The sequence below is a fragment of the Holzapfeliella floricola DSM 23037 = JCM 16512 genome (assembly GCF_001436605.1).
In the GTDB taxonomy this organism is placed as follows: domain Bacteria; phylum Bacillota; class Bacilli; order Lactobacillales; family Lactobacillaceae; genus Holzapfeliella; species Holzapfeliella floricola.
Map to the genome: position 1 here is coordinate 77944 of NZ_AYZL01000020.1, position 17028 is coordinate 94971.

16 protein-coding genes and 1 other annotated feature are annotated in these 17028 nt (G+C 34.6%); of the genes, 15 read left to right on the forward strand and 1 reads right to left on the reverse strand.

The features are described 5' to 3' along the window. Positions 1–6 precede the first annotated feature (6 nt). From thiI to mreD, 8 genes are all read left to right on the forward strand, one after another. A complete protein-coding gene (gene thiI / locus FC86_RS04600) occupies positions 7–1227 on the forward strand; it encodes a tRNA uracil 4-sulfurtransferase ThiI (RefSeq protein WP_056974901.1) in 1221 nt (406 codons plus the stop codon). A 28-nt stretch (positions 1228–1255) separates the two neighbouring features. Beyond that, positions 1256–1477, forward strand: a binding site (T-box leader). Positions 1478–1516: 39 nt separating this feature from the next. Beyond that, complete coding sequence (locus FC86_RS04605) at positions 1517–4159, forward strand: valine--tRNA ligase (protein ID WP_056974902.1); 2643 nt, start codon at positions 1517–1519, stop codon at positions 4157–4159. A gap of 1 nt (position 4160) precedes the next feature. Continuing rightward, a complete protein-coding gene (locus FC86_RS04610) occupies positions 4161–5423 on the forward strand; it encodes a bifunctional folylpolyglutamate synthase/dihydrofolate synthase (RefSeq protein ID WP_056974903.1) in 1263 nt (420 codons plus the stop codon). A gap of 13 nt (positions 5424–5436) precedes the next feature. Then, the gene (locus FC86_RS04615; protein ID WP_056974904.1) at positions 5437–6093 is read left to right on the forward strand and encodes an HAD family hydrolase; all 657 of its coding nucleotides are present in this window, start codon (positions 5437–5439) and stop codon (positions 6091–6093) included. A 48-nt stretch (positions 6094–6141) separates the two neighbouring features. Continuing rightward, complete coding sequence (locus FC86_RS04620; RefSeq protein WP_162257576.1) at positions 6142–6723, forward strand: JAB domain-containing protein; 582 nt, start codon at positions 6142–6144, stop codon at positions 6721–6723. Positions 6724–6814: 91 nt separating this feature from the next. After that, positions 6815–7813, forward strand: a complete 999-nt coding sequence (locus FC86_RS04625; protein ID WP_056974906.1) for a rod shape-determining protein — start codon at positions 6815–6817, stop codon at positions 7811–7813. A 44-nt stretch (positions 7814–7857) separates the two neighbouring features. Then, positions 7858–8718, forward strand: coding sequence for a rod shape-determining protein MreC (gene mreC / locus FC86_RS04630; protein ID WP_056974907.1), 861 nt, complete (start codon positions 7858–7860; stop codon positions 8716–8718). Then, positions 8705–9247 carry a rod shape-determining protein MreD gene (gene mreD / locus FC86_RS04635; protein ID WP_056974908.1) on the forward strand — a complete coding sequence of 181 codons (543 nt, stop codon included), beginning with the start codon at positions 8705–8707 and terminating at the stop codon, positions 9245–9247. Before mreC ends, mreD begins: the two co-directional genes overlap by 14 nt. A 42-nt stretch (positions 9248–9289) precedes the next feature. On the opposite strand, the gene FC86_RS06720 is transcribed toward mreD, so the two are convergent. Further along, positions 9290–9403 carry a DUF4044 domain-containing protein gene (locus FC86_RS06720; protein WP_082618858.1) on the reverse strand — a complete coding sequence of 38 codons (114 nt, stop codon included), beginning with the start codon at positions 9401–9403 and terminating at the stop codon, positions 9290–9292. Between the two features lie 111 nt (positions 9404–9514). Here FC86_RS06720 and FC86_RS04640 point away from each other — a divergent pair, with 111 nt between their 5' ends. The 7 genes from FC86_RS04640 to murG all read left to right on the forward strand — a co-directional run bounded on the left by FC86_RS04640 (position 9515) and on the right by murG (position 17009). After that, positions 9515–9856, forward strand: coding sequence for a DUF3397 family protein (locus FC86_RS04640; RefSeq protein WP_056974909.1), 342 nt, complete (start codon positions 9515–9517; stop codon positions 9854–9856). A 162-nt stretch (positions 9857–10018) separates the two neighbouring features. Continuing rightward, entirely contained in the window at positions 10019–10972 is a 954-nt protein-coding gene (gene rsmH, locus FC86_RS04645; RefSeq protein WP_056974910.1) for a 16S rRNA (cytosine(1402)-N(4))-methyltransferase RsmH, read from the forward strand. 21 nt (positions 10973–10993) lie between these two features. Further along, the gene (locus tag FC86_RS04650; protein WP_056974911.1) at positions 10994–11380 is read left to right on the forward strand and encodes a hypothetical protein; all 387 of its coding nucleotides are present in this window, start codon (positions 10994–10996) and stop codon (positions 11378–11380) included. Beyond that, on the forward strand, positions 11377–13545 hold the full coding sequence (locus FC86_RS04655) for a penicillin-binding protein (RefSeq protein ID WP_056974912.1): 2169 nt from the start codon (positions 11377–11379) through the stop codon (positions 13543–13545). The genes FC86_RS04650 and FC86_RS04655 overlap by 4 nt, the downstream gene beginning before the upstream one ends. Before the next feature lie 20 nt (positions 13546–13565). After that, positions 13566–14534, forward strand: coding sequence for a phospho-N-acetylmuramoyl-pentapeptide-transferase (gene mraY, locus FC86_RS04660; RefSeq protein ID WP_056974913.1), 969 nt, complete (start codon positions 13566–13568; stop codon positions 14532–14534). Further along, positions 14535–15908 carry a UDP-N-acetylmuramoyl-L-alanine--D-glutamate ligase gene (gene murD, locus FC86_RS04665; protein WP_420836001.1) on the forward strand — a complete coding sequence of 458 codons (1374 nt, stop codon included), beginning with the start codon at positions 14535–14537 and terminating at the stop codon, positions 15906–15908. It begins immediately after the preceding gene. Continuing rightward, positions 15909–17009: an undecaprenyldiphospho-muramoylpentapeptide beta-N-acetylglucosaminyltransferase gene (gene murG / locus FC86_RS04670; protein ID WP_056974914.1), complete on the forward strand. Its 1101-nt coding sequence runs from the start codon at positions 15909–15911 to the stop codon at positions 17007–17009. Positions 17010–17028 lie beyond the last annotated feature (19 nt).

The following is a 17028-nucleotide window of genomic DNA, read 5'->3' on the forward strand; positions in this document are numbered from 1 at the left end:
GCATATATGGAATTTAGCGAAGTACTAGTGAGATACGGTGAACTATCAACTAAGGGAAAGAACCGTCGTGAGTTTATTAACCGTTTGCATGGTAATGTTAGTCGCGCACTACATGATTTGAGTCACCTTGATATCTCAACTAAAAGAGATAGAATGCACATTAAATTAAATGGCGAAAACTGGGAAGTAGTCGATGAAAAATTATCAAAGGTATTTGGTATTGAGACTTATTCACCAGCCATTAAGGTTTCAAAAAATATTGAAGATATTCAAGAAGCTGCAGTTGAAATGATGAAAGCTATTTATCATGAAGGTTTATCATTCAAAGTCAATACTCGTCGAAGTGATCATGAGTATGACCTAGATACTAATGAAATCAATCAATTAGTAGGTGGAAGCGTTACTGATGCACTACCAGACATTGCTGTCAAAATGAAAAATCCAGACGTTGTCTTGCGAATCGAAGTTCGCCATGATGCTGTTTATTTATCGAATCGAACAATTAAAGGGGCAGGTGGATTACCAGTTGGAACGGCTGGCAAAGCTATGTTAATGCTTTCAGGTGGTATTGACTCCCCAGTTGCCTCTTATCTAACAATGAAACGTGGAATTGAAATAGAAATGGTTCACTTCTATTCACCACCCTATACAACAGATAAAGCACTAGCTAAAGCTAAAGCATTGACAAGTAAGCTAGCAGCTTATTCAGGTAAAATTAAATTTATTGCGGTTCCTTTTGCCCATATTCAAGAACAAATTAAGCAAAATATTCCAGAAGGATATTTGATGACGGTTCAACGTCGCTTTATGCTAAAATTAACTGATTTAATTCGTGAACAACGTAAAGGATTAGCTATTTCCAATGGAGAATCAATTGGACAAGTTGCCTCACAAACGCTTGAAAGTATGATGGCCATTAATGATGTGACAACGACACCAATTATTCGTCCTGTTGCTACCTTAGATAAGACAGATATCATTCGTATTTCTGAAAAAATTGATACTTTTGATCTTTCGGTTATGCCATTTGAAGATTGCTGTACAATTTTTGCACCAACTAGACCTAAGACTCGACCTAAGACTGAAAAAGCAGTTCTATATGAAAACGCTTTAGACTCAGAATCGATGATTCAAGAAGCTTTAGATAATATTCAAATTACTGATATTTATCCTGATCAAGACTTTATTTCGACCAATAATCAAGATGAGTTTGAAGATTTACTTTGACATTTGGGATAATTTTAGTAGAATATAGTCAATAGCAACGACCAAGAGGTGTTTTTTCGACTTATAGAGATAAAATCGATGCGCTGAAAGATTTTAAAACAGAAAAAACAAGTAGCTTGTGAGCTGTTTAATTGAAATGAGTAAATTAAACCGGTAAACCCCGTTATCTTTATTGATATTAAAGTGGATTCTGTTTGTTATTTATAAGCAGGGTCAATTTAGGTGGTACCGCGATCAATTCGTCCTAGACATTAAGTTGTCTAGGATTTTTTTATTTAGGAGGAATAATATGACTGAATTATCCAAAAAATTCAATCCACAAGAAGTGGAGCAAGGCCAATACCAACAATGGCTAGACGAAGATTTATTTAAACCAAGTGGCGACAAGAAAGCAAAACCCTATTCTATTGTTATTCCACCTCCAAATGTTACAGGTAAGCTACATATGGGACATGCATGGGATACGACTTTACAAGATATGATTATCAGACAAAAACGTATGCAAGGATTTGACACTTTATACTTACCAGGTATGGACCATGCTGGTATTGCAACACAGGCAAAAGTTGAAGGTAAAATTCGTGAAGAAGAAGGCCTAACACGTCATGAACTAGGACGTGAAAAGTTCCTAGAAAAAGTTTGGGAATGGAAAGATGAATACGCTAAAACCATCAAAGACCAATGGGGTAAGATGGGATTATCACTTGATTATTCACGTGAACGTTTTACTTTAGATGATGGGTTAAGTGATGCTGTTAAAAAAGTATTCGTTCAAATGTACAACAAAGGCTTGATTTACCGTGATGAATATATCATTAACTGGGACCCAGCTCTTCAAACAGCTCTTTCAGATATCGAAGTTATCCACCAAGAAGATCAAGGTGCTTTTTACCACATTAAATACCCTTACGTTGATGGATCAGGTCATATTGAAATTGCAACAACAAGACCTGAAACGCTTTTAGGAGATACAGCGATTGCTGTTCATCCTCATGATGATCGTTACAAAGATTACATTGGTAAAGAAGTTATTTTGCCTTTAACTGACCGCAAATTACCAATCATTGCTGATACTTACGTTGATCGTGAATTTGGTACAGGTGCCGTAAAAATCACACCAGCTCATGACCCTAATGACTTTGCAGTAGGTAACCGTCATGACTTAGAACGTATCAACATTATGAATCCTGACGGTACAATGAATGAAAATGCTGGTAAGTACGAAGGCATGGACCGTTTTGATGTTCGTAAAGCTATCGTAAAAGACTTAGAAGAAGCAGGCGCTTTGTTAAAAGTTGAAGAAATGGCTCACAATGTTGGTCACTCAGAACGTTCAGGTGTGCCAGTTGAACCAAGACTTTCAACACAGTGGTTCGTTAAAATGAAACCTCTAGCAGAAGAATCATTGAAAAACCAAGAAACTGATCAAAAAGTAACTTTTGTTCCTGATCGCTTCGAAGGCACCTTTACCCGTTGGATGGAAAATATTCATGACTGGGTTATCTCAAGACAACTATGGTGGGGACACCGTATTCCAGCTTGGTACCATAAAGAAACAGGCGAAATCTATGTTGGAGAAGAAGCTCCTCAAGATGCTGAAAACTGGGAACAAGATGAAGACGTTTTAGATACATGGTTCTCAAGTGCTTTATGGCCATTTTCAACAATGGGTTGGCCAGATGTGGAAGCTAGTGACTTTAAACGTTACTATCCAAATAATACATTGGTTACCGGTTACGATATTATTCCTTTCTGGGTTGCTCGTATGATCTTCCAAGGATTAGAACTAACAAATGAACGTCCATTTGAATACACATTAATTCACGGATTGATGCGTGATGCTCAAGGCCGTAAGATGAGTAAATCATTAGGTAATGGTATTGATCCAATGGAAGTTATTGAACAATATGGTGCTGATGCTTTGCGTTGGTTCTTATCAACAGGTTCAACTCCAGGACAAGATACAAGATTTAGCTATGACAAGATGGATGCTGCATGGAATTTCATTAACAAAATTTGGAACATGAGCCGTTTTGTTATTATGAACTTACCTGAAGGAACAAAAGCTGCACATTTACCTAACCCTGAAAACTTTGATTTATCAGATCGTTGGATTTTTGCTCGTCTAAACCAAACAGTTAAAGACGTGACTCGTCTAAATGATCAATTTGAATTTGGTGAAGCTGGTCGTGCATTGTACAACTTTATTTGGAACGACGTTGCTGATTGGTATATCGAAATGAGTAAAACAATCTTTACAGGTGAAGATGAATCAGCTAAAGCAACTAAAGCTAATCATCTTGTTTATATAATTGATCAAATTTTACGTTTAATGCACCCAATCATGCCATTTGTAACAGAAAAATTATGGCAATCAATGCCTCATGAAGGTAAGAGCTTAATGGTTGCAGAGTATCCAACAGCACACGCTGAGTTTGAAGATGATCAGGCGATTGTAGAAATGGACTTCTTGATTGACGTTATTAAATCTATTCGTAATATTCGTGCTGAGGCTAACGCACCACTTTCAACCCCAATCGATTTACAAATTCGTGTTGATGGGGATGCACAATCTGACATCTTAAATAATAATGCAGATTTCTTATCTCGCTTTGTTCATCCAAAATCAATGATGATTGCAACTGATATTAAAGCGCCAAAATTAGCACTTAACGCAGTAATTACAGGGGCTCAAATTTTTGTTCCTTTAGCAGAATTAGTGAATATTTCAGCGGAAATTGACAAACTAAATAAAGAAGTTGAAAACTTAAATGGTGAGATCGCACGTATTGATAAGAAATTGTCAAACGAAGGGTTCGTAAGTAAAGCACCTGAAAAAGTTGTAGCTGAACAAAAAGATAAAAAAGCAGATTATCAATCACAATTGGATAGCGTGTTAGAACGTATTCAAGAATTGAAGGATAATCAATAATATGGCAACACCTCATAAACTGACGGCTGATCAAGCGGTCAGTTTTATTCATAATCTCCCGAAACTGCAACGCACTAATTCGTTAAAAAATATCAAATTAGTGCTTGATCAATTAGATAATCCGCAAAATAAAGTTAAGACAATTCACGTTACAGGAACAAACGGTAAAGGGTCGACCTGCTATTATTTGAGTCATTTACTTACGGCAGCTAATCAAAAAGTAGGTTTGTTTATTTCACCATTTATTATTCAATTTAATGAACGGATTCAAATTAATAATCAGCCTATTAGTGATAATGAGTTGGTCAAACTAGTTGAGATAGTTAAATCTGTACTTGATAAAATAAGAAATCAACAACCAGATTTTATTATAACTGAGTTTGAATTTGTGACAGTTCTAGGGTACTTAGCCTTTGCTAATCATCAAGTCGATTACGCTATTATTGAAGTTGGTATTGGAGGTAAGAATGACAAAACTAATGTTATTACACCTGAACTTTCAATTATCACCTCAATTGGCATGGACCATAAAGCTCTTATTGGGCCAACTTTAAGAGATATTGCAAAAGAAAAAGCTGGTATTATCAAAGCACATAAACCAGTTGTAATTGGCCATGTTTCAAAAGAAGTGAAATCAGTTATACAAAATCGTATTACAAAGATAAAGGCCTGTGGGTACTGGCTCGATTATCAGTTTGAAATTGAACAACAATCATTTAAGACACAAAATCGGCACTATATCGATGTTAAGCCAGCAGCCTATGTTGAACAAATCGATATGGCAATAGCAACACAGGCTTATGAATTATTACTACCTTATCAGTTAGATTCTGTGAAAGTGGTTGATGTACTTAATTCGGTTGAAATTCCAGCTAGATATCAATTTGTTAACGAAAAACCTGATATTATCGTTGATGGTGCTCATAATATTGATGCCATTAAAGAATTGAAAAATTATTTAGTCACGCATTATCCTGATTCAAAAAAATTAACTATTTTAACAGCAATTATGAAAGATAAAGATTATCGGGGTATCTTTAATCTATTAAAAGATTACAAAATCAAATTGACAACAATAGATAATCCAAGAGCCGTAAAGAAGTCTGAATTTGAAGAACTAAATTTTCCCAATCTAACATATGTTGAGGATTATTTATCTTTCATACAACATTGGCGTCAACAATCCGACTCTAGTGATACTTTGGTTATTTGTGGGTCATTTTACTTTGCATCTGAGGTCATAAAGTTTTTTAATAAAAACTAAGGAGGATTTAAAGATGTACAGTTCGCAATTACACAAAGAAATCAAAGGAGCTATTTTTGATATGGATGGTTTATTAATTAATAGTGAGCAGCTTTACTATGAAACAGGGGTAGCGATTATTGAAAGAGACAAGCTTCCTATACCAAAAGATGCATATTTGGATATTAAAGGCTATTCGTCGAAAGAGTTCAAAGCGTTCTATTTAAATTTTGTTAGCAAAGAAATATTTGCTCGTTTTATGAAACAAACTAATAACTATGTGGAAAAGGCAATTCAAGCAGGGAAATTAAAACTGATGCCAGGTGTTAATCAACTAATTAGTCAACTGAAAAAGAATGGTACTAAACTGGCATTAGCTTCTAATAATCATAATTTATTTATTAATGAAGCTTTAAATAAGACAAATATGCACCATGTTTTTGATGTAGTCTTAAGCCATGAAGATGTAACTCGTCCAAAACCCAGTCCTGACATTTACGATGCAGCTCAAAAGAAGCTAGTGATTCCTCACAGTCAACTAGTTGTCTTTGAAGATTCTGTCCCAGGTGTTCAAGCAGCAAACGCGGCAGGGATTTCAAGTGTTTTCGTTTCTGATTTGAGGGATGCAACCCAAGTAGAACGGCAAATCGCGACTTTGACATTGTCTTCTTTAGAAAAATTTGATTGCTAATATTTCTATTCGCGTACTTAACAGTACATTCAAATGTCAGGAAGAAATATGATGATTAAAAATATAGTTAACTTAACCAGGAAATCTGATAAAAAGTTATTAGAACTTTTTTTAAATCAATTCACTAAAGAAGCTGATTTAAAAAGTTTACAGCAATATGCAACATCGCTATCTTTACTTGATAGTGAGAGTCAAAATAGTGCCATTTTTGCCGAAGTTGTCGATAGATTTAAAAAATTGCGTTTAAAAAGTCTGATGAAATATACGAGCAATCAGCTTATGGGAGAACATCTCATCAATTCTTTAGCTTGTTTCAACAGAGAAGTTTTGGTAGTCGTATTTTTAGATGTAAAAAATTATATAATAAGTGAAAAAGTCGTTTTCAAGGGGACTTTAACACACTCTGTGGTCCATCCTAGGGAAGTTTTTCAATTAGCGATACTAAATCGAAGTGCTAAAATTATTTTAGCGCATAATCATCCTAGTGAAGATTTGGAACCGTCATCTTCAGATATTAAATTTTCGAAACAAATGGTGGCTGCGGGTAAAATAATGGGTATTGAGTGTCTAGATCATTTTATTGTTTCCAAAAGTCGCTTTATTAGTTTGAAATCTTATGATTTTATTTAATTATTTGTAAACATTTAATATTTCTTTTTCGTGTAAAGTGCTTATGATATACTGATTTAGAATATGTATGCATGAAAAAGGAGCGATTTTATTGTTTGGGTTTGGTTCAAAAAATATAGGAATTGATTTGGGGACAGCAAATACCATTGTCTACATGGAAGGCAAGGGTATCGTATTAAGAGAACCTTCAGTTGTGGCAAAGAATATGAAAACTGGGGAAATAGTGGCAGTTGGGTCAGAGGCTAAAGCTATGATAGGTAGAACGCCAGGTAGCATCAAGGCAATACGACCAATGAAAGATGGGGTTATTGCCGATTACGATACAACTGCTGCAATGATGAAGTATTTTATGGAAAAAACTATTGGGAATAGCAAACCATTTGTGATGGTTTGTGTACCTAGTGGCGTAACTGAAGTTGAAAAGCGTGCGGTTATTGATGCAACTAAAGTTGCAGGTGCCCGTGATGCGTATGTTATTGAAGAACCTTTTTCGGCTGCAATTGGTGCAGGGTTACCTGTGATGGAACCGACTGGATCAATGGTAGTTGATATTGGTGGTGGAACGACAGACGTTGCGACAATTTCATTAGGTGGAATTGTTTCATCCCGCTCAACTCGCATGGCAGGCGATAGATTTAATGAGTCTATTATATCTCATGTTCGTCAACACTTTAATTTGTTGATTGGTGAACGAACTGCTGAAGATATAAAAATTAATATTGCTTCAGCTTCTGTTGAGAAATCAGAAGAGTTAGATGATATGTCAATTAGAGGGCGAGATTTATTGACAGGTTTACCTAAGTCTGTTGAAATCACAGCTAAAGATATTGCTGAAGCCATCCATGAAGTAATAGAAGAAATTATTGTTGTAATTAAAGAAACACTGGAAGAGACATCTCCAGAAATTGCTGCTGATGTTATTGATCATGGAATTGTTTTAACTGGTGGTGGAGCATTGTTAAAACACTTACCAGATGTGATATCTGAAGCCACTAAAGTACCTGTATTCATTGCACAAGAACCACTTGATTGTGTGGCTATTGGAACAGGGGAATCTTTAAAAAGCATCGATGTAATGCGCAAAAAATAAAAAGCGACTTAGGGTCGCTTTTTAGTGTTTAGGACTAATTGCAAATGAAGAAAATTCTAAAAAACAAAAAAATAATGTCTATTCTTGCAATATTAATAGTAGTTGTTGGATTAGTTATCACATCTACCAATTTACAAAAAAAACAAGATAAGCCATTTTTTCTGCAGACATTTTTGAATGACAGTGTCTCTGTTGTGACTAGGGTAATAAATGTCCCAGTGACATGGTTTAGCTCGGGAGCAGCAACAGTCAGTCAACTAGCTAATACTTATCAAGAAAATGAAAATCTAAAGAAACAATTAGATGATCTAGCACAAACAAAAGTGAAATCTAAGGCTATTGCAGATGAAAATGAAGAATTGAAAGAAGCATTAGATTTGAAAAAAACGCTAACTGGTTATAAGTTGGTGAATGCTTCTATTATTTCCAGGCCCTCAGTAACATGGTCTAATCTGGTGATAATTGATCAAGGTAGTCAAAGTGGTATTGAAAAAGGTATGACTGTTATGGCTGATAAAGGTGTAGTAGGGCGTGTTCTAGAAACTGATAGTATCAGTTCAAAAGTAGAACTAATTTCAACGACATCACGATCATCTAATCGTTTTTCTGTTCAAACTAGTACAGATAATCGACTAGATAGCAATATTGGTGTGATATCTGGCTATGATACCAAAACGGGTACGTTATCGATGACACAAGTAAGTTCAAATAGTGAAATAAAACCCGGAACTCAAGTTTACACTAGTGGCCTGGGTGATGCTTCTCCTAAAGGATTATTAATTGGGACTGTCGAGAAGTCAGATGCAGGGGATTATGGTTTTTCAAATATTATTAAAATAAAACCCGCAGCTAATATTAATAATTTTTCAGTAGTTTCGGTGGTGTTAAGAAATGTGGATAAATAGTATGCACAGAGTGAAAAAGTGGGTACTCCCCTTGTTATTGCTGCTGTGTTTAATATTAGACGGTGTACTTTCAAAGTCTATTTCACCGTTGTTAGGTAATAATACTTTTATTGTTTCTACACAATTTTATTTGATATTTCAATCGCTAATTGCTTTTTATAATGGTAACAATACTTACTGGCTATATGTAATAGTTGGGATGGGACTTATTAGTGATGTTTTTTATTCAGGAATAATAGGAATTAACACCTTTTTATATGCCGTTGTCTTTTATTTGGGCCAAATTAATGCTAAAAGATTTCCGGATATCAAATTAGCTAGAGGTTTTGTCACGTTATTAAGTTCTGTGGGATATCAATTGTCCCTTGGTATTTTACTGGTTATTTTTAGAATACAAACCAACACCGGATTTGTGTCTGGAATACCAACGGTAATAAAAACAGCGATGTTAACTACTATTTTATTCGTAATTTTCGATAGATTATTTATTTTATATATTCAAAAGTACCCATTTATTAAATCAATATAAAAAGCAAGTATCTTTTATAAAATGGATACTTGCTTTTTTATGTTATCTGAAAAGTTGAGAAACAATTGGGATAATTAGTCCGGCTAACATAAGTAATGCCATGAATATTGCAACAACTATAGTTACTATTTGAAACGGACTCTTTTTTTTATTCATATAAAAAACTCCTTTATTAATTGAAATTGTAACTTATGAAATAACGAATTGCAATCCATTATGTGATACTAGTGTCACATAATATAAAAACAAGCATAAGGAGGGATGAGTTTGTATTTTTTAATTATTTTGATAGGTTTAATAATTTCTTATTTTGTAAGTCAGCCATTATTCAAAAAAAAATCATATTTTAGTGGATACGATGTTTTTTCTGTTTTTGCTTGGGTAGCAGTTCTTAATTTATCATTAACTGATGGGCTTAGTCATTTTATACCGATAGTGCTTATTATTCTAGCAAGTGCAATCAGTGTTTATGCTGTTTACACAGCTATCCTGAATCGAAATATTTATATGAAAGTATTTTTGATGAAGTTTTGTAAATTTCAATCGTTTTTATCGATTGTTTGTTTATTACTTTTGAGTCTATTGACTATAGTTAACAATTTTTTCTAAAGAATCAATGTAATATGGAGTCAAATATATAAATCGACTGGTTTAAAGCCTTAATTTATGGTAAATTTGTGGTATAAGAGAGCATGTTTAAAGGCATTTTTTATGAACTTGCTTTTATACGATGATACTCAATTAAACTAAAAAAGATTTGGAATTATAATTATGACATTTAATCATACAACAGTATTACTTCATGAAACAATTGATCAACTTAATCCTAAGAATAAAGGGACCTATGTCGACTGTACTTTTGGTGGTGGTGGACATGCTAACTATTTATTATCACAAATATCAGAAGCGACACTTTATGGTTTTGATCAAGATTTAATGGCTTTAGAAAGAGCTAAGCAAGTCTACGAAAATTATCTCGATCCAACTACTAATTCAAAAAAATCACAACTACATCTTGTTCATTCTAATTTTGAAAACATAAAGACTCAGTTAAATGAAAGAAATATTGATCAAGTTGATGGCATTTACTATGATCTGGGCGTCTCTTCCCCTCAATTCGATATTCCCGAAAGAGGATTTAGTTATCGTTATGAAGCGCGGTTAGATATGAGAATGGATCAAACACAAGAGCTGGATGCTTATCAAGTAGTCAACTCTTGGAGGTTCCAAGATTTAAATCGTATTTTAAAGCGCTATGGTGATGAAAAATTTGCTAAAAACATTGCTAGAAATATTGAGAAGCAAAGAGAAATCGCACCTATTGAAACAACAACACAGCTTAGTGAAATCATCAAAGAATCTATCCCAGCGTTTGCTAGAAGGCATGGTGGTCATCCAGCTAAGAAAAGTTTTCAAGCTATTCGGATTGCTGTTAACCATGAACTTGAGGCTTTAGAAAAATCTCTAGAAGATGCGATTTCTTTACTTAAACCGGGTGGTAGGATTAGTGTTATATCATTCCACTCTCTAGAAGATAGAATAGTAAAAAATATATTTAAGGAACATTCAGAAGTTGATGTTCCAAGCAATATGCCCATTATACCTGATCATCTAAAACCAGAATTAAAATTAATAACTCGAAAGCCGATTACAGCCGGAGAAAAAGAGCTCCAACACAATAATCGTGCCCATAGTGCTAAATTACGTGTTGCCGAAAAGATGTAATAAGGAGAGGAACTGGATATTATGGCAGATAGTCCACTAAAAAAGCACAATTACGATTATGGCTACACTAAAAAGCCAACCAATTTCAAAATGGAAAGTGAAAATCAGCAAAATTACTCAAATAAAAAAGATGTTGTAAAACACACTGCTAGTGAAAAAATAATGTTATTAGGGTTAGGTGCGACCGGGTTTGTAGCGATGATTGCTTTGGTTTTTACAAGTGTACTTAGTACGCAATCACAGCAGAATTTGCAAAGTATCAATGCCTCAATTACACAGACACAAAATAAAAATATCGATTTGCAACAAGATATTGGTGAATTGACTAATAATCAAAAATTAGCAGATATTACACAGCAAAACCACCTTCAATTAATCGAAGGCAATATAAGGAATATTCAAAAATGAGCATGAACCCTAATAAAAACAAAGCCCCAAATGAAAATATGAAAGCTAAGAAATATAGCAGAGCAATGGGGATTTTTTTAGAGCTAGTTGTCTTTTTAGTTTTCATCATTTTTGCGTTGAGGTTTGTTTATATCACAACAATTGGCCAGGTTGATGGTCAAAACTTAGGACAGTTAATAAAAAATGCCTACGACAAAACAATAACAGAAAAAGCAAATAGAGGAACGATATATGATAACAACAATCAAGTCATTGCCACCGACTCAAGATTATACTCTATCTATGCTGTACTCAGTGACACACAGGTCTCTATAGATAAAAAAACACCGTTGTATGTAGTTAATAAAGAAGAAACAGCAGAAAAATTAAGTAAAGTTTTACCAGCTTCCAAAGAACAACTTTTATCATACTTGAACACACGAAATGCATTTCAAGTTAGCTTTGGTGTGGCAGGTATCAATTTGTCTTTACAAATGAAGAAACAAATTGAACAATTAAATTTACCGGGGATAAATTTTACAGAAACACCCTCACGACTTTATCCAAATGGCATTTTTGCCTCTAACACAATTGGATTGACACAATTGGATACAAATGAAAATAATAGTCAATATCTGAAAGGTAACATGGGGATTGAAAAATTCATGGATGATACGTTAAAAGGTATAGACGGTGTAAAGAGGGCACAAGTCGATGCTAGAGGGTATGAGATGCCAGGGAGTCAGCAAGAGATTCAGAAGGTATCTAACGGTAAAGATGTTCATTTAACTATAGATAGTCGACTTCAAAGCTATATGGAGGAGCTTTTAACTGAAGCTCAAAATAAGTACGAGCCATTGGGTATGAACGCTATTTTAATGGAATCTAAAACAGGTAAAATTTTAGCTGCAACACAAAGGCCAACTTTTAACCCAACAACCAAAGACAACTTAAATAATTCATGGCGTAATACATTAGTTGAAGACGGCTACGAACCAGGTTCTGTTATGAAGATTTTGACACTAGCTGCAGCTATTCAAAACGGCACATATAATCCTAATCAATATTACCAATCAGGAGCTGTAAATGTTAATGGGTCTACTATTCGAGATTGGAATTGGTCTGGTTGGGGTAGTATTCCAATTTCTCAAGCTTTTCCTAGATCAAGTAATGTGGGAATGGTAAAACTTGAACAAGAAATGGGCAGTACAGTTTTTAATGATTATCTTAAAAAATTCCAAATCAATCAAAAAACAGGAATTACTTTACCAGGAGAAGTTGTTGGTAGCCGACAATCTAAAACTGATTTAGACTTTGCTATCAATTCTTTTGGTCAAGGAATAAACGTAACAGCAGTTCAAATGATGCAAGCCTTTAGTGCAATTGCAAATCAAGGACAGATGGTCAAGCCACAAATTATTGATCATATTGCAGACCCTAATACGGGTGAAAATAGTAGTCAATATCAAGTTGAAAATGTCGGTAACCCTGTGATTTCTAAACAAACAGCTAGTCAAGTTCTTTCAGCAATGAAAGATGTTGTTTATCAAAATTATGGAACAGGGACTGCTTACAAAGTTCCGGGATTTGATATTGCTGCCAAGACGGGTACTGCCCAAATAGCTAATCCCAATGGTGGTGGCTATTTAACAGGTAGTAATAACTACATTTTTTCTGTTGTAGGTATGGCACCAGCAGATGATCCAAAATACACATTATATATCACTGTTAAGCAGCCACAAAAAATGACTGCAGCTGCAGAAACAATAATGTCTAATATTTTCAAGCCATTAATGACACGCGTGTTGAGCTCAACAAACACAACGCCAACGTCTGTTAGTGTTCCTGACTTTACAGGAAAAACAATCTCAGAAGCGACAAGCTTGAGTAAAACAGCTAATGTGACACCCGTTATATTGGGCGATGGTCAACAAGTTGTTCGACAGAGTTTACAACCATCAACTATGATTTCAACTTCTAAGAAATTGCTACTGTTAACAAATGGGGCTTTAACAATGCCTGATATGACAGGATGGTCGAAAGATACGGTTGATGAGTTTGCTGCGCTTACAGGACAAAAAATCAACTATGAAAATCAAAATGTAGCTGGTTCTGTTACTGCCCAGTCAATCTCGAAAGGTCAGGCCTTGACAGATAATGGTCAAATTACGGTAACATTAAAATAAAAGATAGGTTGGGAAATTAAATGTTTAATGCTAGTGTGGCTTTCTTGATCATACTTACCATTTTAGGTATATGTGTGACTATGCCATTTTATATCAGTTATTTGAGAAAACACAAAGAAGGACAGCAGATTAGAGAAGAAGGTCCTAAGTGGCACGAAAAAAAAGCTGGGACACCGACAATGGGAGGGCTGGTCTTCTTAGTTGTTACAGCTATCTTTTCTTTTATTTATCTCAGTCTGTTCCACACGGTTACAAGTGCCTTTTATGTTTTACTTGTTATTTTATTGGTTTACGGTCTGGTTGGATTTTTTGATGACTTTATCAAAGTTTTCAAAAAACAAAATTTGGGACTGAAAGCTTATCAAAAATTCACATTACAAGTTGCAGCAGCAGTTATCAGTTTAACTATTGCAACAGCTACAGGGATTTTACCTAATTTGCAGTTGCCAATTGTTGGAAGTACCTCATCACTTATGATTCTATTTGTTTTTTACACAATCTGGATTGTTGGATTTTCAAATGCGGTAAACCTTTCGGATGGACTAGATGGCTTAGCTACTGGATTGAGTATTATCTCCTTTGGTACATATGGTGTTATTGCATACAATCAAAATAATTTAAGCGTATTTGTTTTTATTATAACCTTAATTTCTGCTTTGATTGGGTTTATGATTTTTAATAAAAAACCAGCTAAAATATTCATGGGCGATGTTGGATCATTGGCATTGGGGGGGATTTTAGCGACAGTGTCTATCTTACTAGACCGTCCCTGGTCATTGCTGATTATTGGAATCGTATTTGTTTTAGAGACACTTAGTGTGATTTTACAAGTATCTTATTTCAAAATGACGCATAAGAGGCTATTTAAAATGTCACCTATTCATCACCATTTTGAAATGTTAGGTATGAATGAATGGCAAGTGGATGGTCTATTCTGGGCAGTAGGCTTAGTTGCTTCAATTTGTTACTTGATTTTTGGGGGAATTTAAATTTTGGAAAATGCAGATTATAAAAACAAGACCGTTTTGGTCTTGGGTATGGGTAAAAGCGGCTATTCTGTTGCTAATGTTTTATTAAACCTAGGTTGTGAAGTCTTTTTGAATGAATCAAAAGATTTGTCTGGTAATACTGATGCTGAAAAATTACAGTCTAAAGGTGTGAATATTCGTTCAGGTGAATTAGCACTTGATTGGTATGATAAATACAGTTTTGAAGTCATAGTAAAAAGTCCGGGTATTTCATATGATAATCCGATGGTACAAGAAGGATTAAACCGATCCATTGCAATTGTTACAGAACCAGAAATAGGATTTTCCATCTGCAACGCTAAGATTATCGGCATAACAGGTTCTAATGGCAAAACAACGACCACAACATTAGTTGCAGATATGTTGAACAATGGTCTTAAAAAAGGGAAGGCTTATGCGGTAGGAAATATTGGCGTGCCTGTTTGTGATATCGTTCAAAAAGTAACGCCAAATGACGTCTTAGTAACAGAATTATCTAGTTTTCAATTGATGGGAATGCCGTCAATTAAACCCGATATCGCTGCCATTATTGATATTTATCCAACACATTTGGATTATCACAAAACCTTTGATAATTATATTAGTGCTAAACTGTCTATTACTAGAAATCAATCTGCAGAACAATTTCTTTTAGTCAATCAAGATCAATCCGACATCTTAAAAATTGAAACAGAATATAGCAAAGCAACACTTGAACCCATTAGTTTGGAAAATAAGTCAGAATCTGTAGTTTCAATTAAGGATAATTGCTTGCAGTATAAAGAAGAAAAAATTATTAACATTAATGAAATTAAATTACCAGGGCAACACAATTTACAAAACATTAGTTTTGCTGTAGCAATATCTAAGCTCATGGGAATTACAAATCAAGCGATTAAAAAAACACTGACAACGTTTACAGGGGTTAAACATCGGTTACAATATGTTGATGAAATTGCCAATCGGAAATTTTATAATGACTCAAAAGCAACTAATATTGAAGCGGCGTTGGTGGCGATTAATTCATTTAATAATCCAGAAGTGTTAATTGCTGGTGGATTAGATCGTGGATTTGAATTTGATGATTTAGTTATAGCGTTAAAAGAACATGTTAGTAAAATTGTTTTGTATGGTGAGACCAAAGAATTGATGGCTAAAGCTGCTAAGCAAGCAGGACTATCCGATATCAGTATTGTGGATACTCTAGAACAAGCTGTCCCGCTAGCGTTTGAAAAAAGTAGTCCTGGTGAAATCATTTTGTTTTCACCGGCCGCTGCTAGTTGGGATCAATTCGATAGTTTTGAAGAACGTGGCGATTGTTTTATAAAATATGTTAAGAGTTTGGTGGTAAATTAAATGCGAGTATTAGTTACTGGTGGCGGAACGGGTGGTCATATCTATCCAATGCTAGCTTTAATCAAGAGAATGAAAGAACGTGGCGAGTTAGAGGATGTTCTTTTTGTAGGTAGTAAAAGGGGATTAGAAAGTGACCTTGTTCCCAAAGAAGGTATTGATTTCAAATCATTAGAAATTCAAGGATTTAAACGTAAATTAACTTTCGATAACTTTAAAACATTAAACCTTTTCTTTAAAAGCGTTCGTGAAGCAAAGAAAATGATTAAAGAGTTTAAACCAGATGTTGTAATTGGGAGTGGTGGATACGTGAGTGGCGCAGTTGTGTACGCAGCTTCAAGGCTCAAAGTTCCCACTATTATTCATGAACAAAACTCGGTTGTGGGCATTACTAATAAATTTTTATCTCATTTTGTAACTAAAATTGCCTATGTTTTTGATGGAGCAGCTACTCAATTTTCGCAAAAGAAAAAACTAGTTAAAACAGGGAATCCAAGGTCACAAGAAGTTGCCGAAATGACACAGTTTGCTCGACTAACTGACTTTGGCCTAGAAAATGATGTTCCAACTGTCTTAGTATTTGGGGGATCTCAGGGGTCAAAAGCGCTTAATGATAAAGTGTTAGACACTTTGGATGTCTTAAATCACAAACCCTATCAAGTTATGTTTGTAACAGGGCGTCATTATTATAATGAGGTTAAAGAAACAATTGCTAAAGAACAACTAAATGTTCAAAAAAACATTGTCATTATGCCATATATTGACAATATGACAGCCATTTTACCAGAAATAACAGCAGTTGTTTCTCGTTCGGGTGCAACGACAATAGCAGAGTTGACAGCTGTTGGAACACCGTCTATCTTGATTCCAAGCCCTAATGTAACGCATGATCATCAAACTAAAAATGCACAAGATTTAGAAAAAACCGGTGCCGCAGTAGTGATAGCTGAAAGTGATTTAAATGATTATAACTTTGTCAGTTCAATTGATCATATTTTGTTAGATGCTTCATATGCTAAAAAAATGTCCTTAGCAGCTAAGAAACATGGTATTAGTGATGCAAGTGATAGACTAATTGAGTTGGTACATGATATTACGCAGTAAGTTTAGTGAAAATAGGTGG